This is a genomic window from Bombilactobacillus sp. ESL1092 (assembly GCF_058107465.1).
On the sequence record NZ_CM176594.1, the window covers coordinates 301,366 to 325,075 of the forward strand.

Annotated in this window: 22 protein-coding genes; 5 read left to right on the top strand and 17 right to left on the bottom strand. The window is 37.7% G+C overall.

Going from position 1 to position 23,710, the window contains the following annotated elements; all coding sequences use genetic code 11:
* Positions 1–424: 424 nt before the first annotated feature.
* From thrS to AC3B6Y_RS01565, 10 genes are all read right to left on the bottom strand, one after another.
* A complete protein-coding gene (gene thrS, locus AC3B6Y_RS01520) occupies positions 425–2,371 on the bottom strand; it encodes a threonine--tRNA ligase (RefSeq protein ID WP_489791198.1) in 1,947 nt (648 codons plus the stop codon).
* Positions 2,372–2,634: 263 nt separating this feature from the next.
* Complete coding sequence (gene dnaI, locus AC3B6Y_RS01525) at positions 2,635–3,546, bottom strand: primosomal protein DnaI (protein WP_489769678.1); 912 nt, start codon at positions 3,544–3,546, stop codon at positions 2,635–2,637.
* Positions 3,547–3,555: 9 nt separating this feature from the next.
* A complete protein-coding gene (locus tag AC3B6Y_RS01530; protein ID WP_489791199.1) occupies positions 3,556–4,851 on the bottom strand; it encodes a DnaD domain protein in 1,296 nt (431 codons plus the stop codon).
* Positions 4,832–5,335, bottom strand: a complete 504-nt coding sequence (gene nrdR, locus AC3B6Y_RS01535) for a transcriptional regulator NrdR (RefSeq protein WP_489757763.1) — start codon at positions 5,333–5,335, stop codon at positions 4,832–4,834. Before nrdR ends, AC3B6Y_RS01530 begins: the two co-directional genes overlap by 20 nt.
* 3 nt (positions 5,336–5,338) lie before the next feature.
* Positions 5,339–5,962, bottom strand: a complete 624-nt coding sequence (coaE, locus tag AC3B6Y_RS01540; protein WP_489757762.1) for a dephospho-CoA kinase — start codon at positions 5,960–5,962, stop codon at positions 5,339–5,341.
* A complete protein-coding gene (gene mutM / locus AC3B6Y_RS01545; protein WP_489757761.1) occupies positions 5,935–6,762 on the bottom strand; it encodes a bifunctional DNA-formamidopyrimidine glycosylase/DNA-(apurinic or apyrimidinic site) lyase in 828 nt (275 codons plus the stop codon). The genes coaE and mutM overlap by 28 nt, the downstream gene beginning before the upstream one ends.
* Positions 6,763–6,766: 4 nt before the next feature.
* Positions 6,767–9,427: a DNA polymerase I gene (polA, locus tag AC3B6Y_RS01550; protein WP_489791200.1), complete on the bottom strand. Its 2,661-nt coding sequence runs from the start codon at positions 9,425–9,427 to the stop codon at positions 6,767–6,769.
* A gap of 184 nt (positions 9,428–9,611) precedes the next feature.
* Positions 9,612–10,931, bottom strand: a complete 1,320-nt coding sequence (murC, locus tag AC3B6Y_RS01555) for a UDP-N-acetylmuramate--L-alanine ligase (RefSeq protein WP_489791201.1) — start codon at positions 10,929–10,931, stop codon at positions 9,612–9,614.
* A 26-nt stretch (positions 10,932–10,957) separates the two neighbouring features.
* Positions 10,958–11,608: a YtpR family tRNA-binding protein gene (gene ytpR, locus AC3B6Y_RS01560; RefSeq protein ID WP_489791202.1), complete on the bottom strand. Its 651-nt coding sequence runs from the start codon at positions 11,606–11,608 to the stop codon at positions 10,958–10,960.
* 18 nt (positions 11,609–11,626) lie between these two features.
* Positions 11,627–11,950 carry a thioredoxin family protein gene (locus AC3B6Y_RS01565; protein WP_489757757.1) on the bottom strand — a complete coding sequence of 108 codons (324 nt, stop codon included), beginning with the start codon at positions 11,948–11,950 and terminating at the stop codon, positions 11,627–11,629.
* A 119-nt stretch (positions 11,951–12,069) separates the two neighbouring features.
* On the opposite strand from AC3B6Y_RS01565, the gene AC3B6Y_RS01570 reads away from it, so the two are divergent.
* On the top strand, positions 12,070–12,384 hold the full coding sequence (locus tag AC3B6Y_RS01570; RefSeq protein WP_489757756.1) for a hypothetical protein: 315 nt from the start codon (positions 12,070–12,072) through the stop codon (positions 12,382–12,384).
* A gap of 141 nt (positions 12,385–12,525) precedes the next feature.
* Here AC3B6Y_RS01570 and trmB read toward each other — a convergent pair whose 3' ends face one another.
* Genes trmB through AC3B6Y_RS01585 form a run of 3 tightly spaced genes read right to left on the bottom strand, consistent with a single transcriptional unit; the run spans position 12,526 to position 15,133 of the window.
* A complete protein-coding gene (trmB, locus tag AC3B6Y_RS01575) occupies positions 12,526–13,176 on the bottom strand; it encodes a tRNA (guanosine(46)-N7)-methyltransferase TrmB (protein WP_489769673.1) in 651 nt (216 codons plus the stop codon).
* Between the two features lie 13 nt (positions 13,177–13,189).
* Entirely contained in the window at positions 13,190–14,398 is a 1,209-nt protein-coding gene (locus tag AC3B6Y_RS01580; protein WP_489791203.1) for an ABC transporter permease, read from the bottom strand.
* A gap of 6 nt (positions 14,399–14,404) precedes the next feature.
* On the bottom strand, positions 14,405–15,133 hold the full coding sequence (locus tag AC3B6Y_RS01585; protein ID WP_489757753.1) for an ABC transporter ATP-binding protein: 729 nt from the start codon (positions 15,131–15,133) through the stop codon (positions 14,405–14,407).
* A gap of 91 nt (positions 15,134–15,224) precedes the next feature.
* On the opposite strand from AC3B6Y_RS01585, the gene AC3B6Y_RS01590 reads away from it, so the two are divergent.
* The 3 genes from AC3B6Y_RS01590 to AC3B6Y_RS01600 all read left to right on the top strand — a co-directional run bounded on the left by AC3B6Y_RS01590 (position 15,225) and on the right by AC3B6Y_RS01600 (position 16,974).
* Positions 15,225–15,671, top strand: a complete 447-nt coding sequence (locus AC3B6Y_RS01590; RefSeq protein ID WP_489791204.1) for an HIT family protein — start codon at positions 15,225–15,227, stop codon at positions 15,669–15,671.
* Positions 15,668–15,940 carry a hypothetical protein gene (locus AC3B6Y_RS01595; protein WP_489757751.1) on the top strand — a complete coding sequence of 91 codons (273 nt, stop codon included), beginning with the start codon at positions 15,668–15,670 and terminating at the stop codon, positions 15,938–15,940. Before AC3B6Y_RS01590 ends, AC3B6Y_RS01595 begins: the two co-directional genes overlap by 4 nt.
* Positions 15,941–16,050: 110 nt before the next feature.
* Complete coding sequence (locus AC3B6Y_RS01600; RefSeq protein ID WP_489757750.1) at positions 16,051–16,974, top strand: peptidylprolyl isomerase; 924 nt, start codon at positions 16,051–16,053, stop codon at positions 16,972–16,974.
* A 140-nt stretch (positions 16,975–17,114) separates the two neighbouring features.
* Here AC3B6Y_RS01600 and AC3B6Y_RS01605 read toward each other — a convergent pair whose 3' ends face one another.
* From AC3B6Y_RS01605 to AC3B6Y_RS01615, 3 genes are all read right to left on the bottom strand, one after another.
* Positions 17,115–18,071 carry a 3'-5' exoribonuclease YhaM family protein gene (locus AC3B6Y_RS01605; RefSeq protein WP_489775256.1) on the bottom strand — a complete coding sequence of 319 codons (957 nt, stop codon included), beginning with the start codon at positions 18,069–18,071 and terminating at the stop codon, positions 17,115–17,117.
* Between the two features lie 170 nt (positions 18,072–18,241).
* Positions 18,242–18,583 (bottom strand): YlbF family regulator, encoded by a 342-nt coding sequence (locus AC3B6Y_RS01610; protein WP_489757748.1) that lies wholly within the window; start codon positions 18,581–18,583, stop codon positions 18,242–18,244.
* 15 nt (positions 18,584–18,598) lie between these two features.
* Positions 18,599–20,707 (bottom strand): transglycosylase domain-containing protein, encoded by a 2,109-nt coding sequence (locus AC3B6Y_RS01615; protein WP_489757747.1) that lies wholly within the window; start codon positions 20,705–20,707, stop codon positions 18,599–18,601.
* Positions 20,708–20,750: 43 nt separating this feature from the next.
* Here AC3B6Y_RS01615 and AC3B6Y_RS01620 point away from each other — a divergent pair, with 43 nt between their 5' ends.
* On the top strand, positions 20,751–21,617 hold the full coding sequence (locus AC3B6Y_RS01620) for an RluA family pseudouridine synthase (RefSeq protein WP_489757746.1): 867 nt from the start codon (positions 20,751–20,753) through the stop codon (positions 21,615–21,617).
* Positions 21,618–21,837: 220 nt separating this feature from the next.
* Here the strand turns inward: AC3B6Y_RS01620 and argS are convergent, their stop codons facing one another.
* Positions 21,838–23,541 (bottom strand): arginine--tRNA ligase, encoded by a 1,704-nt coding sequence (gene argS, locus AC3B6Y_RS01625; protein ID WP_489791205.1) that lies wholly within the window; start codon positions 23,539–23,541, stop codon positions 21,838–21,840.
* Positions 23,542–23,710: the final 169 nt, after the last annotated feature.

A 23,710-nucleotide genomic window follows, 5' to 3' on the forward strand; every position in this document is an offset into this window, starting at 1 on the left:
AAAATTAACTATTGATACGTTTTTAAAGTTATTATAATACACCAATTGACTAATGATTAGATTAATTCTATCTAGTCAAATTCCACGTTCAAATAAATTAAAAATATTTTTTCTTTACTAATCTAAATCTTTGATTAAGATCAACAATTATTGTATTATGATAATTTTGTACAAGTTAATTCTGCTTTGTTACTTAAACTTTTTGGCACACAAAAAGAGACTGGGGCAACAAGATTAATGCTCCTACGTTTTCTAAAACGCTGCAAACATTAATTATTGCGTTCCAAAAGTCAACAGTCTATGCTCAACTGCTACACACTTTTGGCCCAGTCTCAATTTTATAGAACTTAAATATTTATGATACAAGTAATGGATTTGTGCCTAAACCTTTAGTCTGAGGCAAAATAAATCCTTTACCAGATTATTATTCATTACCCGTTCGTGAATAATTCTTAACATCAGCAATCACGCTATCCACAAACATATTAATATCTTCTTCAACGCTGTCTTGCTCCCCGTACTTCCGCACAGAAACTTTCGCATTCTGCACTTCTTGATCCCCAACAACCACCGTATAAGGAACCTTTTGCGTTTGCGCTTCACGAATCTTGTAATTCATTTTTTCGTTACGAGCATCAACATTAACTCGCAAACCTTGTTGGCGCATCTTCGTTTGTAAATCTTTAGCATAATCTAAATGATATTTATTATTAACAGGGATAATTTCAACTTGAATTGGTGACAACCAAGTTGGAAAGGCGCCCTTATACATTTCAATCAGATAAGCAATGAAGCGTTCCATGGTAGAAATCACGCCCCGGTGAATCATCACTGGCCGGTGTTCTTGACCATCTTCACCCACATAACTCAAATTGAATTTTTCAGGTTGCATAAAGTCCAATTGAATCGTCGAGAGCGTTTCTTCATTACCCAAAGCCGTCTTAGTTTGTACATCTAACTTTGGACCGTAAAAGGCTGCTTCACCTTCAGCTTCATAATAATCCAAGCCCAAATCATCCATAGCTGCTTTGAGCATGCCTTGCGAACGATCCCACATTTCATCATCATCAAAATATTTTTCCGTATTGGCAGGATCCCGATAACTCAAACGGAAAGTATAATTTTCAATGTTGAAATCTTGATAAACATCCATCATTAATTGCAAAACTTTTTTGAATTCATCTTGAATTTGATCTAAAGCAACAAAGGTATGACCATCATTCAAGGTCATTTCCCGCACCCGTTGTAATCCAGATAAAGCACCCGATTTTTCATAACGGTGCATCATACCTAATTCAGCAATCCGAATCGGCAATTCTCGATAAGAACGAATATGGTGCTTATAAATCTGAATATGTGAAGGGCAATTCATTGGCCGTAATTCTAACATTTCGCCATCGCCCATATCCATTGGTGGGAACATGTCTTCGCGATAATGATCCCAGTGACCAGAAGTCTTATACGTATCTAAATTCATCAACACAGGCGTATAAACATGTTCATAACCCGCAGCAATTTCTTTGTCAATAATATAACGTTCAATGGTCCGCCGAATGGTCGCCCCTTTTGGCATCCAATAAGCTAAGCCGGCACCAACCTTAGGATCAACGAAGAATAAATCTAAATCGCGACCAATCGTCCGATGATCACGTTCTTTAATTTCGGCCCGCCGTTTTAAGTCAGCTTGCAAATCTTCATCATTTAAGAACGCTGTACCGTAAATTCGTTGCAACATCGGATTACTGGATTTCCCTTGCCAATAAGCTCCGGCAACGGATAATAATTGATAATGTTTTAAATCACTCGCTTTAGGAAAAAGTGCGGTCTCACCAAAGCTCACAAAGTCGCCCATTTTAAAGACTGGAATTTGCACACTATCAATGGATTTTAAAATCTCTGTTTGGTAAGGATCAGCTTGGAATTGCTCCACCAAAACACTCTTATCCATTAATTGGCGTTCAATTGGTTGATTAGCTTTAATGAAATGTGCCATCTGTTCCTGTAAAGCACTCAATTCATCAGCACTGACTTGACTGCCGGCTTTATCAGTATCCACAAAAAAGCCGTCATCATTCACTGCTTGTTCACCTAAATGTAAATCCGGATATTTTTGCTTGAGCGCTGCTTCTAACAAGAAAATGGCGGTATTGCGCGCCACTTCAGCAGCTGCTGCATCTTTATTTGTCACAATTTCAATCTTAGCAGATTGTGTAATTGGACGTTTAATATCCACTAAAGTACCGTTAATTTTGGCCGCTACGGCTTGCTTTTTCAAACTGTTACTAATAGAACCAGCAACCTCTAATGGTGTGATTGCTTGTTCAAAATCACGTTTTGAGCCATCAGGAAATTCTAAAGAAATTTGGGACATTTTTATCCTCCTACAAATAAAAAAGTCCCTTAGACAAATTGTCTAAGGGACGTCATTGACGCGGTTCCACCCACATTAAAGTAACCAAACTTTATCTCACAGTCTTTAATGCGACCAACCACGTACTTATTAACATCAATGTAATGGTTCAGCTTTTAATGAGTTGCTTTCAGTCTCTGGCTAACTCTCCCTGCAGTCCAAGCTTTATGACTATGTCCATATTAAACCACGCGCTTTTCAATTTTGCAAGTTACAATCCATAATTATTTCTGAAAGCGCCGGTTGGGTCCTGATAAGACCACCTCTCGTGCTAAAAAGCGAATGCGCTCCATAATCCGTGCTGCTTTCACTGGTTCTTGATCACCACGTTGGTTGACTGCCAAGTGCTTTTGTAAATCATTCATGGCAAAATTAGAGGAGAAAAAGGTCGGTAATTTCTCTTGCATCCGGTATTGTAAGATGACTCCTAAAACTTCATCTCGCACCCACGAACTCAATGAGTCAGCGCCAATATCATCCAACATCAAAATCGGTACCGCTTTGATTTCGTCAATCCGCGTTAAGACAGAATTATCAGAAATGGCATTCTTCATTTGCACCGCGAAAGTTGGAAAATGCATTAATAAAACTGCCACCTGTTGATTAACCAACTCTTTGGCAATCGCTCCCAATAAATAAGTTTTACCAACACCAAAATCTCCTGATAAATACAAGCCTGGTGTAAATTCATTTTTGGAATAATTCAAGACAAACTTCAAAGCAGCCATCAACGCCGTTTGCCGCCCACTAGCGCCCGTGCCAAAGTCAGTTAAATCCGCTTGCCGGATATCACTTGCCATATCAATGGTCATAAAGTTTCGTTCAAAGCGTTGCTGCTTTTTTTGTGCTACCAATTGCGCATCAGGAGCATAGGTAACTTGAATCATTTGATTCTTAAAAATCAGCCGCGGCTGATAACCCGCAGCAAATTCTTGCATATGGCTTTTAGCTTGCACAAATTCATAAATAGCATCCAAGCCTTTTTGTAAAATTGGCTGGGTGATTTGGTCTTTGTGTGCCGTTAAAAAGTGTTGCACATCCTCATCGCTTAACGCTTTTCTTAATAAATCTTGATAATGATTTTGCCATTGGTGGCCTTTAATGATTTTGGCTAATGATTGCGATAACTTTTCCATTATCTAACCTCACTCAGAATGATCTTGTAACTGTCGCAATTGCCGTTGCATCTGCGCTAATTGTTCGGAATTAACCTGTTGACTTGGGGTTTTGGACCAATCAGTTCCGGACTCTTTTTTATTTGTGGTTGAACGTTTTTTCTTGGTTTGCTTTTGCGGAAAGTCCTGTAAATATTTAATTGCCTGCGGTGCGGTCTTAATTCCGTGCTGCACCCAATCATTAGCAATTTTTTCCACAAAACCTTGCGTTAAAGTGGGCGAATTATCCAAAACATAGTTTACCAAAATGTTCACTACTTCCGCTGGTAAAACCATGCGTGCCTGTAACTTCCGCAAAATACTAGTTTCAGAACTACCCACAAAACCATTTTTTTGGTGCTTTTTATTAGCTAAAAACTCTGCTGGCGCTTGGTTCTGCGCGGCCTTGATTAATTTTTTTTGACTAGTGGATAAATTAGTCACCGGTGGCCTTTTAGCTGCGCTAGGCAAAGCTGCAGTCTTCAAATTAACCCGTTGTTCATATTGCTTTTGAATCAAGGACTTTAAACGACGCAAGTCAATTTGATCAGTTTGCACATTTAGCGTTTGCCCAATTGCCTGCGCTAATTCAACTTCGGATAAGCCATAGAAAGTATGCAAATTAAATAACTCTGACTGATTTTGATCAATTTGCTGGGGCGCAACGTGGTATGAACGCACAGTAATCTTTAAGAAATCCCAATCAAAAGTCGCTAATTCCGTCGGTAGATAATTGGGCTGATTAACAGTAGAAAGTTGAGCATCAGACTCAACTTTGGCATCTACTACTTTGTGAGATAGGTGAAATACTTCCAAAAAACTTTTCGTAATTTCTTTGGCTTGGTCTAAATTGCGGAGTTGAGGATGATACTTTTTAAATAACTGTTGAAAATCGGGTTGACCAATTTTTTCTTGTAAATAAGTGGTTAAAATACTATCTTGAAAAAAATTAGCACCTGCTAGTGGCCTTTGCAATTGATAGATTAAATAATCACCCCAACTATCTTTACTTTGAAAAGTCTGCAGTAAAGCGACGGCTTCTAATTTAATCCGCGCTTGATAAAAATGCTGGCTATCAAGATCCAATAAATTTAAAAGTTGAGAATGCGCTTTGCGCTGGGAAACTAAGGGGACTTGATGCTGCCACAATAACTGATACAAGCTCAAAGCATCACTCCCAATAATGGGTTGATATAAGTCAATTAAAACCTGATAATCCAATTGTGTGAGCGTACTACTACCAATTACCCAATAGCCCCACAGTGGATCAATCATCGCTTGCGTCATCGTCAGTTGTCTCGCTTTCTGCCTGATTTTTTTGAGCTAACATCATTTCTTGTACTTCCTGCATCAAACCGTTAATATCCTTAAACTGACGATAAACGCTGGCAAAGCGGATATAGGCAATATCATCGACACCGGCTAATTCTTGCATCACAAATTCACCAATTTGGCGCGAATTGATTTCACTTTCACCCGTTGCTTGGATCTTAGCTTCGACTTTACTAACTAATTGATTCATCGCCTCTAAAGTCACTGGTCTTTTTTCAGCGGCACGCACAATGCCCCGTAAAATTTTTTCACGACTAAATTCTTCACGATTACCATTCTTTTTGATGACCAAAACGGGAGTATGCTCAATCCGCTCAAAAGTTGTAAACCGATATCCACAATTTTCACATTCACGGCGCCGACGAATCACCCGGCCTTCGTCACTCGGGCGACTATCAATAACCCGAGAAGAATTTTTTTGACACTGAGGACAAATCATAATTTACTCCTTAATTACTTGTTGTAAAAACTGGTCAACTTGTTGCTGTAAGTGCTGCCAATCACCAGTATTATCAAGAACAAAATCGGCTAATTGACATTTTTGTTGAAGTGGTAATTGGCTTTTTATTCTACTACATGCTTGTTGAACTGTTAAATGATTTCTTTCTTGTAAACGTTGTAATTGAACTTGCTGGGTTACATAAACCACTAAAACTTGATCCACAATTTGTTCATAATGTTGCTCAAATAAAAGTGGAATTTCAAAGAAAACAGTTTGTGAAGTTGCTTGTGCTTGTTGAATTTGTCGTACCAATTCTTGACGAATTGCTGGTTGCACAATTTGATTTAAGCAATCCAATTGTTTCGCATCGGCAAAGACGATTTGCCCCAAAGCAGAGCGATTCAACTGCCCATCAGCAGTTAAAACCTGAGTTCCAAACTGTTGGACCACTTTTTTAAAAGCTGGCGTTTTGGTATCCAAGATTTGGTGAGCAATGTGGTCAGCATCAATTACTAAAAAGCCCGCTTGATTAAGTAATTGACGGACACTTGTTTTGCCACTCGCGATACCACCGGTAATTCCAATCGCACGCCCCATTAATTCAACCGTTGACAATGCGGGCAATAATGTGTTCCTCGGCCCGCCACGCGAATTTTTTCAATGGCCGTGCCACAACGTTGGCAGGGGTGGCCCTCTTGATCATAGACTTTTAATTGTAATTGAAATTGACCCTTTTGACCGGTAGCATCAACATAACTGCGAATCGTGGTTCCGCCAGCGGCAATGGCGGTTTTTATTTCATCCGCAATGGCCGGATATAATGCCTGTAATTGTTCGTCAGTTAATTGATTGGCTGGTTGCTCGGGATGAATTTTAGCCATCCATAAAACTTCATCGACATAAATATTACCTAAGCCTGAAACTACTTGCTGATCCAGTAACACAGCTTTAATATTTTTCTTTTTACGCTGTAAACCGCTAACCAATGAATCATAGGTATACTGCGGCGTTAAGGGTTCCGGACCTAGTTTAGCAATTCCTTTAGTAGTTAACTCATCAGTTCGGGGCACAACTTCCATGCGCCCAAATTTGCGAACATCACGATAACCTAAATACTGGCCATTGGCTAGCTCAAAAATAATATGCACATGCTTATCAAAATCACTTTTTTGATCCCGAACTTGATATTTACCTTCCATTCGTAAATGACTAATCATTGTCAAATCATTATCAAAATGAAATAGTAAATACTTAGCACGGCGCCCCACATCGGTAATCGTCGCACCAATCAAATCTTTCTTAAATTCTGGTAAGGGATTGACGATAATCTTCGGATACAGCACCTCAATATTAACAATCTTTTGTCCTTTAACTAATTGATTTAAGCCTCGACGGACTGTTTCTACTTCTGGTAATTCTGGCATTATTTTATCCTTCCGCGTCAAACCATGTTTGACCAGCTGCTGATTCTACTTTCAAAGGTACATCCAACTTCACAGCGGTATCCATCACGTGTGGCACCAATTCTTGCAAAATGGGAATTTCCGTACTAGGAGCTTCAAAAATCAATTCATCATGCACTTGTAGTAACATTCGTGCCTGTAAATGTTGTTGTTGCAACTGCCGTTGCATATTAATCATGGCAATCTTAATAATATCAGCAGCGCTACCTTGAATCGGGGTATTCATGGCTGTCCGTTCCGCAAAAGATCGTAAGTGAAAATTCTTTGCATGAATATCTGGCAGATAGCGCCGGCGGTGCATAATTGTTTCGACATAACCATCTTCGCGGGCTTTTTGCACCATTTGATCCATGTATTGTTTCACTTTGGGATACTGTTCAAAATAGGCTTGAATGAACTCCGCCGCTTCACGGCGGGAAATGCCAATATTTTTGGCTAAGCCATAATCACTAATCCCGTAAACAATCCCAAAATTAGTTGCTTTGGCCTTCCGGCGCATATTCGCAGTCACATCATCAATACTATCCAAATTAAAAATTTTCATGGCCGTGTGCGCATGAATGTCATAATCAGCTTGAAAGGCTTGTTGCATATGCTCATCACCTGATAAATGAGCCAAAACCCGTAATTCAATTTGGGAATAGTCACTGGAAAATAATTGCCAAGATGACTCTTTAGGTACAAACGCTTTACGAATAGCACGTCCTTCATCACGCGCAGGAATATTTTGTAAATTGGGATCAATTGACGAAAGCCGTCCCGTTTGCGTCAGTGTTTGTAAATAACGAGTATGAACCCGGCCATCAGGGGCAATCGCACTTAATAAACCAAGCACATACGTTGATTGAATTTTGGCGACCTGGCGATATTCCAAAATATCCGCAATAATTGGTGCTTGATCTTTTAATTTTTCCAAAACATCTACAGAAGTGGAATAGCCCGTTTTAGTCTTTTTGATGGGCTTTAAGCCCATCTCTTCAAATAAAATTTTGCTTAATTGTTGCGAAGAATTAATGTTAAATTTTTGACCAGCTTTATCATAAATAGCTGCTTCTAAATTTGTTAACCGCTCATCTAATTGCACTTTCATCTGCTGTAAGGTGGTCGCGTCAACTTTAATTCCCGCAATTTCCATCTTCCCTAGAACTCGGGCTAGAGGTAATTCGATTTCATCAAACAATTGGTCTTGATCATGCTGTTGTAATTGCTGCGGCAATTGTGTTTGGAGATAATTCAAAGCCGCTACTTTATTGGCTAAATGATCGCATAATTTTTTAGCTTCTGGAACAGCGCGCTTGGCACCTTTGCCGTATACCTCAACATCGGGTAATAAATCATTATAACCATAAGATTGGGCAATTTCACCTAAATCATTAGCGTTGTCATTCACATCAATCAAATAAGACGCTAGTAACCCATCAAAACTAACACCAGCCAACTGAACTTGATAACGATTTAATGCTACTAAGTCTCTTTTATAATCGAAAACATATTTTTCCTGTTGCGGATCTTGGAGCCAGTCTTTCAATAGAGAATTTTGTAAAACTGCTATTTGATCAGTTACTAAAATCGTATCTTGATTGCCCAATGCAATGCCGATGACTGGTGCTTCATGATAATTATCATCTAACATTTCAATAATAATGCTAGCTGGTTGGTGATCCTGCATAAAACTAGCTAATGTTGCAGACGTCAATTCTTGATAAGCAGCTTGTTTTTTAGCTTCTTGGGCAATGGGATTTAGTGGAACATCCATTTTGTTCAAAAATGATTGAAAATTCAATTTACGATAAAATTCAATTAACATTTCCGTTTGATCACCGTCATAACTTAATTGATCAACAGAGATCGTCACTGGTGCTTGACAATCAATCGTTGCTAACTTTTTAGATAAAAAGGCCATTTCACGATCTTCTTGTAAATGTTCCTTGAGCTTACTGGTCTTCATAGTATCTAAGTTAGCGTATAAGTTTTCCATCGAACCATATTGCTTTAATAATTTCAGTCCAGTTTTTTCACCAACTTTATTAACCCCAGGATAATGGTCTGAAGTATCGCCCATCAAACCTTTTAAATCAATTAATTGTGTAGGAGTAATTCCTAATTTTTCTTGAAAATGCTCAGGTGTATAAAATTCTAAATCAGAAACACCCTTAATAGTTACCGCAACTGTAATTTGCTCCGTCACTAGTTGTGTCAAATCATGATCGCCGGTCACGACTAGCACCTCATAGCCCAAAGCTTGCGCTTGTTTGGCCACAGTACCAATAATATCATCAGCTTCATAATTAGCTAACTCATAAGTTTTAATGCCCCGGGCCACTAACAACTGCTTAATAAAAGGCAATTGTTCGCGAAACTCCGGTGGCGTACTGGGACGATTTCCCTTATATTCCGAATACATTTTGGTGCGAAAAGTCGTTTTTCCTGCATCAAACGCAACCAACATTTCATCCGGCTGACTTTTAGTAAGAATCAAATCTAACATATTATTAAACGCGTAAATGGCATTAGTATGCAATCCATCTGGTGTGACAAATTTATCTAGGACATTATGCATCGCAAAAAAAGCTCGAAAAGCAATGCTATTACCGTCTACTAAAACTAATTTTGTTGGTTTCATCATCGTACCTCATCTTCTAATACTTTAATTTTAACAAACTATTCGTTAAATAGATTTGAAAATACAAAAGAACTTGAAGATTTCTTTTTCAAAATAATAAAAAAAAATTGAAGCGAAAGCTAATCAACAGTTTTAATCCATTAACTTGAACTGTCTCAGTGCTCGTTTCAATCTTCATTTTCAAATTTTAGCGTTGCGCTAATTGTTGCTCATAACTAACTTCATACTTTTGAATGTCACCTGCACCCATAAAGATGACCACAGCATCATGGTAGTCTAATAAAGGTTGCATCTGATCTTGGGTAATTACTTGCCCACCATGCTGTAATTGTGCTCCTAAATCTGCACTAGAAATTTGGCCTTGATTTTCCCGAATCGAACCAAAAATTTCCGTTAAAAAGACTTGATCTGCTAAATCCAAACTTTGCACAAATCCAGGTAATAATGCCAGCAAGCGACTATAGGTATGTGGTTGAAATACAACCAAAATTTGTTTATCTGGATACTGCTGGCGCGCTGCATCAATCGTGGCTTTGATTTCGGAAGGGTGATGAGCATAATCATCAATTACCACCATATCTGCCACTTTCTTTTCACTATAGCGCCGCTTGACACCGTGAAAACTTTGTAACTCTCGTTGAATCTCTGCCGGCGCAATCTTTTCTAAATAGCTGACACCAATTACCGCCAACGCATTTAAAATATTATGTTGACCAAATAATGGAATTTGAAATTGCCCCAAATTTTGCCCATGATACAGCACTTCAAAGCTGGAACCATGCGTCGTTTTTTGGATCTTAATTGCCTGAAAATCATCGCGATCATTCAAACCATAATAAAATAACTGTGTACCTTTAGGTGCTTGAATTTTCTGTAATAAAGGATCGTCACCCCAAGCAAAAATCGCCTTTTTGACTTGATTGGCTTCTTGTTGAAATGCTGAAAAGACATCATCAATGTCGGCAAAATAATCTGGGTGATCAAAATCAATATTCGTCATAATCAAATAATCCGGTGCATAATCCAAAAAGTGGCGCCGATATTCGTCAGCTTCAAAGACGAAAAATTGGCTTTGCCGGTCACCTTTCCCCGTACCATCACCAATTAAATAACTAGTAGGAGCTATTCCTTGTAAAACATAAGCTAATAGGCCCGTTGTACTAGTTTTACCATGAGCACCAGCTACCCCAATCGACGTATATTCATTCACCAACTTGCCCACCATTTGTGGATAAGTAAAGATTGGTAAATCTAATTTTTGGGCTTGCGCGACTTCCGGATTGTCATCACCAAAGGCATTTCCTAAAATAATCGTCAAACCGGGATGAATATTAGTTGCTGCAAAATCGGTAATCTGAATGCCCGCTTGTTGCAAACCAGTTTGCGTAAAAGTTTGTTTACTAATATCAGAACCTTCAACTTCATATCCTAAATCATGCAAGATTAACGCCAAGGCACTCATACCGGTTCCTTTAATACCGATAAAATGATAAATTGGTTGTTCCATTTGTTTACCTCTGCTGTAAAATTTACTTATTTCACAAAAATTTGGTTCAATTGGTCAAAGTCTAACGCTGAACCCGTAGGTACTTGGTCGTCTAAAACTAAAATGCCACGTTTTTGTGGGGCATTAGCTAAGGCTAGTTCACGAGGTGAACAAACCATTCCATTACTTTTGACACCTCGAAGAACACCTGGATAAATAATCTGGCCCGCGGGCATCATGGCTCCCACTTTGGCTACTGCAACTTTTTGATTAACGGCAATATTGGGCGCACCACAAACAATCTGCTCAACTTGACCTTGATCTAATTCAATTTGGCAAACACGCAAATGATCAGAATCAGGATGAGGGGTCATTTCTTTGACCAAACCTGCCACAAAATACTCAGTCGTATCTACTTCCAATTGCTCAGCAAAACCTGCGGCTTGTAACTGTTGATTTAACACTTGAATTTGTGGTGCAGTCAAATGAAACTGGCCCGCTGCTTGTGTACTTAAATTCAACTTGGCCAACACATCAAAGAAGTTATAGCCAATTACTTCATTTTGATCATTTAAAATTTGTACAATGTTACCCTTTTGTACTGTACTTTGCTCCGCAGTGTTGGCTCCTAAAATTATCAAAACTACGTCACCAAAAACTGCTGGATTGTAAACACTAATCTGCAATCGTTTCACCATATCTTTCCCAATTAAATTTTATTTATTTAAAGAATCCATAAAACTCTCTACTTGCGCCTTAGTTTTGCGCTCCTTGTTAACTAAACGTCCAATTTCTTGGCCATTAGAAAAAGCAACAAAGCTAGGAATACCCATAATTCCTAAGTCTTTGGCTAAGTCTAAGAATTGATCTCGATCAACTTGGATAAATTCATATTCTGGATAATCTTGTTCAATTGCTGGCATCTCGGGTTCAATAAATTTGCAATCGGGGCACCAATCGGCTTCAAAAAATAAAATAAATTTACCATCTTTCGTTAATTGTTCAATATTTGTTGTTGCTTGATCTTCTAGCTTTTTCATTGTCTTCAATTCCTTTCTGACCTATAAACTATATTACAAACTAAAAAAAAGTTGTCAATTACCAACGTTATTTATAATATAATGATAAAATAGATATATAAACTGAGGAGGTTAGATCTATGAGTTTAAAGGGATTAGTTAAATCAACCCTCGTTGCTTCAACAACAGCAGCTGTTGTCGGAGCTGGTGCTTTATACTTAATACATCAAATTGATAGTAAACAAGTAATTGAGCGAATTAAAAATAATTTAGGTTCTGATACCAACATTATTACTACTTGGGTTGAACCAATGTTCCAAAAAGTTAATGTTGAAGGCTCTGATACCTGGGCTTTAGTTGGTGGCGTTACTGCTGTGCAAGATGATGAAGAAGCACAATATCATTTTATTGCATCAGCTTTAACAGGACAACTATTAGACATTCAACGCGTTTAACTATTAAAAAAACACCACTGGAAAATTTCCGGATTGGTGTTTTTTTATTACATAATCTGAATTTTATAACTACCAGTACACAAAAACTACCAACTCTTACTATCAACTTGCAATTAATTGACTTTGACTAAAAACTGACCGTTAATTAGGAAAATGTGCAACTAAATAATAAATGGGCTGGCCTTTTTGCGAAAATTTAGCTTCATATTCTGTCATAATATTATGTTCAGCCCACGGACTCTGATGGAGATTTAAGCTAATTTTATCAAATTGCATTCCATAATGATTAAAACTGCCTAAGGAGTATTCAAATAAACCTTGATTATCCGTTTTAAATTCTATAACACCGTGTGCCGGTAAAACCGATTGGTACAATTTCAAAAAATTGGGTGCCGTTAACCGACGTTTTTCATGGCGTGTCTTGGGCCACGGATCCGAAAAGTTTAAATATAATTTACTAATTTCTCCAGTAGCGAATAATTCTGGCAACTGCCGCCCATTAGCTACTAAAATTTGTAAATTAGGCAATTGTGCCTGCAACTGTTTCTTCAGAATCATCGCTGCAGCAACTGGTTGTAATTCCATTGCAATAAAATTTCGCTCTGGATTTTGTTGTGCCTTTGCAATAATAAATTGGCCTTTGCCTGAACCTAATTCTAATTCAATCGGCTGGTTCTTTGTAAACCGCTGTTGCCACTGTCCTTGAATACTTTGGGGCTCAGGTTCATTTAAAATCCATTCAGGATGTTCGGCAATCAAGCCTCGCACCCAAGGTTTGTTTCGTAAACGCATAACTACATAATTCCTATCTTTCCAAATTTTTTAATTGGTGTGGTAAATAAACTTTAAGCAAAAATATTACCATAATTAATCCGACTAAACCAGCAATGAGCGTTACTTGTTGCAGATGATAGACAATAACTAAAACTACTAATCCTAACAACCATTGGCTCATTAAAATTACACTGAGTAATGTTTGAAAATTATGCTGCTTTTGGTGTGTGCTCAACGGATAAATTTGAAATAAAACATTCGTATCATAACTTTTATATAGTGGCACCAATTGAAATTCGACTAAATATAAAAACAATGAACTCATGATGCTAATCAGCCAGACATTCTTCAAACAGGCAATTAATACCAAATCAACAATGGTTAAACGTAAAAATAAGCCACTATAGTCAGTATTACGTACAAAGCCGCGACTAAAAAGATAGAGACCACTCTGCGCCTGTTGCAATTTAATAGGACGATAAAGGCCATCTAACCAACGATAACGTCGTGATTTGCCCTTCATTCCTGGCACGTCGGTAAACAAATTATAAAATCTTTTCAGCTGGTAACTACGTTGCTGTTCTTGCTGCACTAAATAAGTCCACTGCAATGGCCGTTGATTTAAGAGTTGATGTAATTGATAAAAACTGAGCGCCGTTACGATTAAAGCTAAAAGAACACCGACTAACGGCAGCCAATACAAGGCCACAATCAAAACCACCACAAAACTAATGCAACTTTCCCACCACAGTTTAGCAGGTTGTTCCACATAATTACTAGCTAAGCGATTGTTAATCACGCCAACTTCCAAAATTAAAGTGGCCAATGCAATCAATACCACAGTGGTTGGCTTAAAACCTGCGCCCTTAGCCCAAAAAGGCGTTAAGAAAAAATTGACCAAAATTAAAGTCAAGCACGGTAACCACCAACTATAATTACGGGCCTTGACCAAATATTCGCGCAAAGCCACTTCTTTAGGTAATAAAAAAGTTGTATCCGCGGATTGCATTAACGTCGCCACTTTAAAAAATAATCCACAAACCGTTAAGATAATAATACCTAAGGGTTTGACCCACCACGAATTTAACGTCAAATGAGTCAAAGCTTGTGAATACCAATAGCCAAAAGCGCCAATCATAAAGATAATGGCAATAATAAAATATTCATTAAAGACCAATTTTAAAAACTTGGCTTGTTCTTTTAAATGCTGTGTCAGGCGTTGTTGCCATAGAGATTTCATGCTAACTTAGCCCTCCTCAGCCAAACGTAAATACAAGTCACTTAAATTATCATCCTGCGCCCCAAATTGGGCTTTAATTTCAGCCAAGGTGCCCTGAGCTTTGACTTGACCATGATTTAACAAAAGGAAACGATCGGCACTTTGTTCAGCATTCGCCAAAATATGTGTGGACATTAAAATTCCCGCACCCGCTTGTTTTTTGGCTTGTACCAACTTCAATAAATCGTTCACAGCTAACGGATCTAAGCCTGTAAAGGGCTCATCAATAATAAATAGCTTCGCTTGAGTCATGAAAGCACAAACAATCATCACTTTTTGCTTCATTCCCTTAGAAAAATTGATCGGAAACCAATCTAACTTATCAGCTAAACGAAAAGTTTTGAGTAATTGGTTTGCATCTTGCCAAGCAGCTTCATGATTTAGATCATAAGCCATCATCGTTAACTCCAAATGTTCTTTCAGAGTTAACTCAGGATATAAGACTGGTAATTCTGGGACATACGCAATTTGGCTGCGGTAAGCGGTAATGTCTTGGTCTAATTGAGTGTCATTTAAACTAATCGTCCCTTTTTGTGGCTTTAACAAACCAATGACATGTTTAATTGTTGTTGATTTGCCGGCACCATTTAAACCGATTAACCCTACCGTCTCTCCAGATCGCACTGTAAAACTTTCATCTTTGATCACCGGGATACGTCCATAGCCCCCAGTTAAATGCTCTACTACTAAAGCCATAAAATTTTACCTACCCTCTGTTATTGCTTTGTATTTATGATAGCATGAAATTAACCCGATATAATTTTTTATTCTTAAGGAGGAATAAATCATGACCAACCTAGGTCCAAATTGTGTTTTTTGCAAAATTATTGCTGGGGAAATTCCCAGTCACACCGTTTATGAAGATGATGTCGTTAAAGCTTTCTTAGACTTATCACAAGTCACCCCAGGCCATGTTTTAGTTGTTCCCAAGCAACATATTAAAGATATTTTTGATTATGATAGCCAACAGGCCAGTTTGGTCTTTAGCCGAATTCCCAAAATTGCCCGCGCGATTAAACAACTTGATCCGAAAATTCAGGGCATGAATATTTGTATTAACAACGGCAAGATTGCTTATCAATCAGTCTTTCACTCCCACATTCATCTAATTCCGCGTTATAATGAAGAAGACGGCTTTTCTATGAAATGGGCAGACAATACTGATCAGTATGATGCTGCTAAGTTAGATCAGATCGCCACAACTATTCAAACGAATTTTGGAGATGAAGCATGAAAAGTTTTAACCTCGGTTTATTAACAGGCATTGGTTTATTCGCTGGAGCCAACAGAATTATGCAACAACAACGTCCGCGCATCGCTGCTTGGAAGAATTTAAATTTGGAACTCAAAAAATTGAAGCAACAATTAACTGACGAATCATTACCGATCCTCAAAGATTTACAAACCACTTTAATGCAGGGCAAAGAACCCATTGTTGCCGATTTGCAACAATTACAACAACAATTGAAACAGTTACAGCAAGATTTTCCGACTAAATTGTGATTTTTTAATGAATTTATAATTTAACTTGTAGGAAAAAGATAATAAATGTGTTATCTTTGTATTTGTTATCTTAATTCAAGATAAAATAAGATTGGATGTGTAAGTAGATTATGTCAAAAAAGTTTAGTAAATGGATCTTGACTTTAGTTGCCTTATTCTCCGTTACCTTAGTTGCTGGTTGTTCCGGCAATAAGGCTGTGGTAACTATGAAGGGTGGTAAAATCACTCAAGAACAGCTTTACCAAAAAATGAAAAAATCTCAAGCTGGACAACAGCAATTGCAACAAATGGTGATTGCTCAGGCTTTGAAGTCACAATATGGTAAACAAGTTAGCGATAAAGAAGTTAACAAAGAATTTAACCAATATAAGAATAAATATGGTTCTCAATTCAATACATTGTTACAACAAAATGGTATGGATGCGAGTGATTTCAAAGATACCATTCGGACCCAACTGTTAACCAAAGTGGCCATTCGCAAGGAAACCAACATTTCTAATGCGCAATTAAAGAAACAATGGGCAAAATATACACCAAAAGTTACAGTACAACATATCTTGGTTAAAGATGATGCAACAGCCAAAGAAGTAATCTCTAAATTAGATGCTGGTCAAAGCTTTGATAAATTAGCTAAGAAGTACTCCACAGATACTGGTACTAAGAATAAAGGTGGTAAATTACCAGCCTTCAATAACAATGACACTTCTTTAGATGCTAACTTTAAGAAAGCTGCTTTAAAATTAAAGCAAGGTCAATATACTAAAGAACCTGTCAAATCATCTTACGGTTACCATGTCATTAAGATGGTTAAGCGTCCAGCTAAAGGTACTATGAAGCAACATGAACAAACTTTGAAGAATCAAATTTATGCTTCTCGGATGAATGATTCAGCAACTATGCAAAAAGTGATCACGAAAGTCTTGAAGCGTTCTGATATTTCTATCAAAGATAACGACTTAAAGAACGTCTTGTCTGGATTCTTATCTAACAATAACAAGAAAGATAATGCTAAATCCACTAGTGGTTCTAAATAAGAGTTCTAAATATTAATTACAAAAAAGCGTATTTCAGTGAACAAACTGCGATGCGTTTTTTTGTACGATAAAATCATTTAATTATAGCTTACCAGCTTCTTCAAAAATACTGGGTGCAATGTTTCAATTCAATGCCCTTTTTAATCCTTAGTGGTATGCTCAAGCGGACGATAGAAGCGCCGATTATCCAAGCCAAAAATCCGTTCACTAAATTCTCCGGGTTGAATTTTACGTTCAGCCTTGGTAATCATCGTAATCGTCGCATCCAATTCGTCCAGCGCATGTAAAATTTCCGCCTCTAATATTTGGGGGCGCTTAGCTGAGCCGTATTCTAGCAAGCCATGATGCGCAATGACCATATGTCTTAATAAGACAATATCCTCTGCTTCGGTATCCAATTTTAATTGCTGACAAGCCGCCACAATTTCCGCATCCATAATCACTAAATGTCCTAACAAATTACCTTCAAGCGTGTATTGGGTATTAACAGCACCACTTAATTCTCGGGTTTTACCCAAATCATGTAAAATGGTTCCCGCAATTAACAATGAACGATTAACTTGCGGATATTGCTGACAAACATTGTTAGCCAATCGCGCGATACTAACAGTATGAAAAGCCAAACCACCTGCATAATCATGATGATTGCTTTTAGCTGCAGGATATTCAAAAAAACTATCTTGGTGCTGATTAATTAAGTACCGGACAATGCGATTCCAATGGGGTTGGGTAATTTCTAAAATTAATTCATTAATTTGATCTTGTAACTCTTGTTTGGTTAATGGTGCATGCTGCATAAATTGCGCAACGGAATAGCTATCAGGTGGTGTCAACTTCAAACTTTCGATTTTGATTTGTAACATATTACGATAAGTTTCACACTGCCCCTTTAACTGGACAATTTGTCCCGCTACAAAATTCTGGGCATCTTCTGCACTAGCTTGCCAATATTTACCTGAAATTTTACCAGAAGTATCCGCAAATACTAAATCTAAAAATTGTTTACCATTCTTGGCAGTACGCACGTGCATTTGTTCAATTAAAACCGGAGCATCTATTGTATCGCCAGTGCGTAAAGCAGCTAATTTATCAGTCACTATGTTTCATCCTCTTTCTAATCTAAAATAGAGCAAAGAACACCCAAGCTTCTTATTTAAGCTTAGTTTAATAAACGTCACCATTAAATGCAATCGTCTAATCAGGTGACTAAACTATAAACTCAAGATAACAAAAAAAACGATACCCACCAAGGTATCGTTTTTTGGGATTAACTATTATAAATATCAGCAATCGGTTTAGAAATGATTTTATTTAATTCTTCCATCATCGCATTAATTTTACGTTCTTGGTCCATCAATTTTTGTACAGAATCAAATTTAGCTAATTGACCAGACAGAGTTTGCAGTTGTTTAATTTCATCATCCGTAATTTCTTGGTTATTAACTTGCTTTTGCTGTAATTTATCCTGCATTGTTTGCATTTGTTGAAACATTTGGTAAGCCATCGGATCAGCTTTCATTTGATTAAAAGCAGCCTGTAATCCTAAAACTTCTTCTGATTGACGCAAATCTTTTTCTAATTGATTAGCAGTATCATACACATTAACCATACTAAATTCTCCTTATTATTCTTGGCCCCAGCGACCTTTTATCTGATTATACCATTGACTGACACTTTGTTTGGCATTATTAAAATTATTTATCGTATCTTGGACTTTGTGCTTCAAATTATCACCAAATCCCTGGGTCCAATTACCAGTTGCATGATGCTTTTGCTGCTGCACCATTTGAGCAGCATCTTTGACTTCAAAACTAGTATTTTTAGTAGTCGGCAAAATATTCGTCATTTCATTCTTAAACAAAGGCCCAATTCCTTGCTCACTACCCTCTTGTAAAAAGTGTTGGCGATCAGTTCGGTCAAATCCGACCCAAGTAGCCACAACAATATCCGGTGTATAACCCACCATCCATTGATCCTTCGTACCATTACCATAATCTTGTGGTACTTCTGTGGAACCAGTTTTGCCCGCTAATTGATAACCGGCTGGTTTAGCGACGGCGCCGGTTCCTTGATCATAGACATTCAGCAGCAAACTAGTCATTGTTTGAGCAGTCTTTTTACTCATAATCGGTTTAGACGCAGTTTGCTCATCTTGACCAACCACCGCTCCTGTAGCATCCACAATTTTCGTAATAAAATGCGTACTAGCTAACTTACCATTATTCGCAAAGGCTGTATAAGCCCGCGCTATCTGATAAGGTGTCACTCCGGTCTGTAGTCCGCCTAAGGCTAAGGCTAAATTTTGATCACTTTTAGCCACTTTAATCCCAAAATTTTCCACTGAAGCGACGCCTTTTTTCACACCAATTTTATCCAGCAAAGCTACTGCTGGCACGTTTTCACTGTTACTGAGTGCTTGATATAATGGTAATTCAGTCGTATAAGAACCATCAGCGTTCGTCGGCGTATAGTGATTTTTACCGAAACTCGTCACTTGATTAGGCAATGGTGAATCAATCTTATAACCACTTTCAATGGCGGGGGTATAAACCGCTAATGGCTTAATCGTTGAACCCGGCTGCCGTTTCATTTGTGTAGCACGATTAAGTTCACGAAAGACATGCGGACCACGCCCCCCAACAACTGCACTAACACCACCTGTTTGCGGGTTCAATGCAATAGAGGCACCTTGCGATAAAGTATTATCACTAGCGCTTTGCGGGAAGAGATAATCATTATCAAAACTAGCTTGCATCTTTTGTTGCACGGTTTGATCTAAGCTAGTATAAATCGTATAACCCTTATTTAAAATCTGATTTTCACTTAAGTGATATCGACTTTCTGCTTCAGAAATGACCGCATCAAAATAAGAAGGATAGCGATAACCACTTTGTTTATGATAACCATCATCTAAACTTAAGGCCGTTTGTTGATTAATCTGGGCTTGTTGCTTCGACAAAGTCTTGTTAGTCACCATTAAATTCAGAATTAAATTGCGGCGAGCTTTAGAATTATCTGGATGGCGATACGGATCATAAAAACTGGGATTACGTAACATAGCCGCTAAAGTGGCTGCTTGTGCTGGCGATAATTCACTGGCCGATTCAGCAAAATATTTTTTGGAAGCATCTTCGACTCCCCACACCCCATTACCAAAATAAGCATTGTTTAAATACATGGAAAGGATGTCTTGTTTACTATAAACACGATTTATTTCAACGGCTAAGAAAAATTCTTCTGCTTTCCGAGTTAAAGTTTGTTTTTGCGTTAATAAAGCATTTTTCGCTAATTGTTGTGTCAAAGTACTACCACCACCCACGATTTGATGGTGGAGTAATAAGCCAATCGCCGAACGGGCATAACCTTTCAGACTAAAACCATGATTGGTCCAAAAAGTGCGGTCTTCAGTAGCAATTACCGCATTTTGCATATTTTTTGAAATATGCCGCAAACCAACATACGTTCCTTTTTGTGAATACAACGAACCAGCTTTATGATTGTCGACGTCCATAATAGTGGTTGTCGTTTGTAAAGAAGCTTTTAAATGACTCACGTTAGCAGTTTTCGCCTTAAAAGTTAAAATTGCACTAAAAACCAAAAAAATGGTCATCGTAATTAACAATAACCACCGTAACAAGTGGAATCTTTTCGTTATATAATGGAGTCCGTGACCAATTTGTGCCAATAAATACTTGATTCCGGCAGACCAGTCAAATTTTTCACTGTGTTTCATCGTATCCCTCAAACCTAATTTTTTCAAAAAATGGAGTAACTCATTGATATTAGAACGTCATTTAATTCTACAACATGCACCGCAAGTTTTCACTATTCGTCAATTGTTAAACAATTGGTATTTACCACGTAAGTGGCAGCACGAACTACGAACACAGCGTTCAATTTTTGTGAATCATCATTATCGTTATTTCAATCAATTAGTTCATAATGGCGAACAAATTGATTTGGCCTTTAATACCAACCTCACGCCGCAACATTATTCAGCCCAATTGACAACCAATTGTCCAATTATTTTTCAAAATTCAGATTTAGTTATTGTTGATAAACCTGCCGGTATTAAAACACATCCCAATCAACCCTTAGAAACTCATACTTTATTTAACCATTTAGCCGCTATTTTGCCAAGCCCACCACTTATGTTACACCGGCTAGATATGTTGACTAGTGGGTTAATCATGGTTGGGCAGGATCCTTTAATCGTCCCTATTATTGAGCGTCAATTAGCCTTGAAACAACTCCAACGCACTTATGTGGCCGTGATTCCTTATCGTTCCACTTTACCCTCAACTCAAACTATTACTGCTCCCATTGGCCGTGATCCTTTAGATCCTCGCAAACGACGCATTGATCCCAAAGGCCAATTTGCTAGCACACATTATCAAATCTTACAACATAATAAAAACTGGGCTTTAGTGCAACTACAATTAACAACGGGGCGAACCCATCAAATTCGCGTTCACTTACAAGCTGTAGGAGTGGGAATTCTAGGTGATCCCTTGTACAGTCCACTGAAAGCTTCCAGAATGTATTTACATGCTTACCAATTACAATACCAAAAACCCTTTGATTGGCAAACACAGACAGTTACCACCAAAATTCCGCCAGATTTTTTAGACTTAACTAGTTAATTAATTAGATAAAATGCGATTAGGACCAAATTCATGGAGCAATCAACTACCAACTGCAATAAATTTTAAAAAAGAATTTTATTTTGTAGTTTAGCATTTTTAACAACAAAAATTTAATTTTTAGAGTATTTAAAAAACTAGTCTTAATTGTAGACTAGTTTTTTTATCCCAATCATCCTTACTTTTACATTATAGTTTGCTGCTTAGATAAAGTTTTTAATTACATTTCATCAGGTGCTTTAACCCCTAACAAGTCTAAGGCAGCTGCCAAAACCCAAGCTAGTGCTTGCACTAAGTTTAAGCGTGCTTGCAATTGGTCATCATCCACTAAAACTTTGTTATGAGCATAATAATGGTTAAACGACTTCGCCAACTTTAATGCATACTTGGCAATGACTGAAGGTTCTTTTTGTTGAGCAGCTTGTTGAATCGTTTTAGGAAAATTGGCTAAGGTTAAGACAATGTTCCAAGCTTCATCATTTAAAGTGGCGGCTGTTATTTCTGTAGTTTGGGCTTGATAATCTGCCTTACGTAAAATACTCATTGCTCGTGCATGAGTATATTGAACATAAGGGCCAGTCTCACCTTCAAAACGCACGACTTCATCTAATTGAAAATCAAAATTATCGGTCCGATTATTTTTTAAATCATGAAAAATTACAGCACCGACACCAACTTCTTGAGCGACCTGCTCTGAATTAGCTAAGTTAGGATTTTTTTCGGCAATTTGTTTTTGGGCCAATTGCACCGAATCATGCAACACGTCTTCTAATAAGATCACCCGGCCTGCTCGTGTGGATAATTTTTTACCGCCCGAAGTGATTAAACCAAACTTAATATGTTCAATATCTTTTGCCCAATCAAAGCCCATTTTAGCTAATACTGCTTTTAATTGTTCAAAGTGCACACTCTGTTCACTACCAACAACATAAAAAGCTTTATCAAAATCGTAAGTTCGCTTACGGTATAAAGCCGCTGCTAAATCACGTGTAATGTACAAAGTAGCCCCATCAGACTTTTTAATCATCGCTGGTGGTAATTGTTCACCTAAATCAACAATCTCGGCCCCTTGGCTTTCTTGCAATAGACCTTTTTGTTCCAATAAATCAACAATTTCGTCCATTTTATCATTATAAAAGGCTTCACCCTTATAAGAGTCAAAGCTAATTCCCAATTCGTCATAAACTTTGGTAAAAGCTTTGAGTGATTCTTCGCGGAACCACTGCCACAAATGCGTAGCCTCAGCATCACCATTTTCCAATTTTTTAAACCATTCTCGCGCTTCATCATCTAATTCAGGGTATTCTTGATCTAATTGATGAAACTTAACATAATATTTTTGTAAATTGGTAATCGGATCAGCTTTAACTTCTGCTTCAGAACCCCATTTTTTGTAAGCCACCATTAGTTTACCAAATTGCGTGCCCCAATCACCCAAGTGGTTAATCTTAATCGGTTGATAACCTAACTTGGCTAAAATTTTGGCCAAAGAATTACCAATTACAGTGGAACGTAAATGGCCCATCGACATCGGTTTTGCAATATTAGGTGATGACATATCAATCACCATCTTTTGTTGGTTGCCCTGTTTCGTTGCACCATAATTCAATTGTTCATTAAGAATTTGTTGCAGAGTCGTTTGTGCTACGGCTGGACGCTGTAAAAAGAAGTTGACATAAGGTCCTTTAGCCTCCACCTTAGCAAAGGCATTTGGATCAATTTGTTTGACTAAATCTTGCGCAATGACCACTGGTGATTGATGTAATTGTTTGGCTAATTGAAAAGTTGGAAAAGCAAAATCACCCATTTGCGTATTTTTCGGCACTTCAATCAAATTCAAAATTTGGTCAGCAGTCAAATCACTGTTCGTTAAATTTGGTTGCAAGGCTTCTTGGATACTTACTTTGGCTTGTTGTAAATCCATAATTATCTGATCCTCCATAACATAAAAAAAGCTCTTTCATATTAAATATGAAAGAGACGAGTTAACCCGCGGTACCACTCTAATTGATTAGTAATCCACTTTAATTTAAACATATTTTAAAAAACACAAAGACACGACGGTACTTGACTGTAGCCTTTTCACACTCACA

Excerpts from the sequence above, each read along its gene's own strand:
- argS (WP_489791205.1), bottom strand. The coding sequence starts at position 23,541 with ATGGATTTACAACAAGCCAAAGTAAGTATCCAAGAAGCCTTGCAACCA.
- polA (WP_489791200.1), bottom strand. The coding sequence starts at position 9,427 with ATGATGAAACCAACAAAATTAGTTTTAGTAGACGGTAATAGCATTGCT.
- thrS (WP_489791198.1), bottom strand. The coding sequence starts at position 2,371 with ATGTCCCAAATTTCTTTAGAATTTCCTGATGGCTCAAAACGTGATTTT.
- AC3B6Y_RS01530 (WP_489791199.1), bottom strand. The coding sequence starts at position 4,851 with ATGACGCAAGCGATGATTGATCCACTGTGGGGCTATTGGGTAATTGGT.
- trmB (WP_489769673.1), bottom strand. The coding sequence starts at position 13,176 with ATGCGTTTACGAAACAAACCTTGGGTGCGAGGCTTGATTGCCGAACAT.
- AC3B6Y_RS01595 (WP_489757751.1), top strand. The coding sequence starts at position 15,668 with ATGAAAAGTTTTAACCTCGGTTTATTAACAGGCATTGGTTTATTCGCT.
- AC3B6Y_RS01585 (WP_489757753.1), bottom strand. The coding sequence starts at position 15,133 with ATGGCTTTAGTAGTAGAGCATTTAACTGGGGGCTATGGACGTATCCCG.
- nrdR (WP_489757763.1), bottom strand. The coding sequence starts at position 5,335 with ATGATTTGTCCTCAGTGTCAAAAAAATTCTTCTCGGGTTATTGATAGT.
- murC (WP_489791201.1), bottom strand. The coding sequence starts at position 10,931 with ATGGAACAACCAATTTATCATTTTATCGGTATTAAAGGAACCGGTATG.
- mutM (WP_489757761.1), bottom strand. The coding sequence starts at position 6,762 with ATGCCAGAATTACCAGAAGTAGAAACAGTCCGTCGAGGCTTAAATCAA.
- AC3B6Y_RS01565 (WP_489757757.1), bottom strand. The coding sequence starts at position 11,950 with ATGAAAAAGCTAGAAGATCAAGCAACAACAAATATTGAACAATTAACG.
- ytpR (WP_489791202.1), bottom strand. The coding sequence starts at position 11,608 with ATGGTGAAACGATTGCAGATTAGTGTTTACAATCCAGCAGTTTTTGGT.
- AC3B6Y_RS01570 (WP_489757756.1), top strand. The coding sequence starts at position 12,070 with ATGAGTTTAAAGGGATTAGTTAAATCAACCCTCGTTGCTTCAACAACA.
- dnaI (WP_489769678.1), bottom strand. The coding sequence starts at position 3,546 with ATGGAAAAGTTATCGCAATCATTAGCCAAAATCATTAAAGGCCACCAA.
- AC3B6Y_RS01590 (WP_489791204.1), top strand. The coding sequence starts at position 15,225 with ATGACCAACCTAGGTCCAAATTGTGTTTTTTGCAAAATTATTGCTGGG.
- AC3B6Y_RS01580 (WP_489791203.1), bottom strand. The coding sequence starts at position 14,398 with ATGAAATCTCTATGGCAACAACGCCTGACACAGCATTTAAAAGAACAA.
- AC3B6Y_RS01615 (WP_489757747.1), bottom strand. The coding sequence starts at position 20,707 with ATGAAACACAGTGAAAAATTTGACTGGTCTGCCGGAATCAAGTATTTA.
- AC3B6Y_RS01600 (WP_489757750.1), top strand. The coding sequence starts at position 16,051 with ATGTCAAAAAAGTTTAGTAAATGGATCTTGACTTTAGTTGCCTTATTC.
- AC3B6Y_RS01610 (WP_489757748.1), bottom strand. The coding sequence starts at position 18,583 with ATGGTTAATGTGTATGATACTGCTAATCAATTAGAAAAAGATTTGCGT.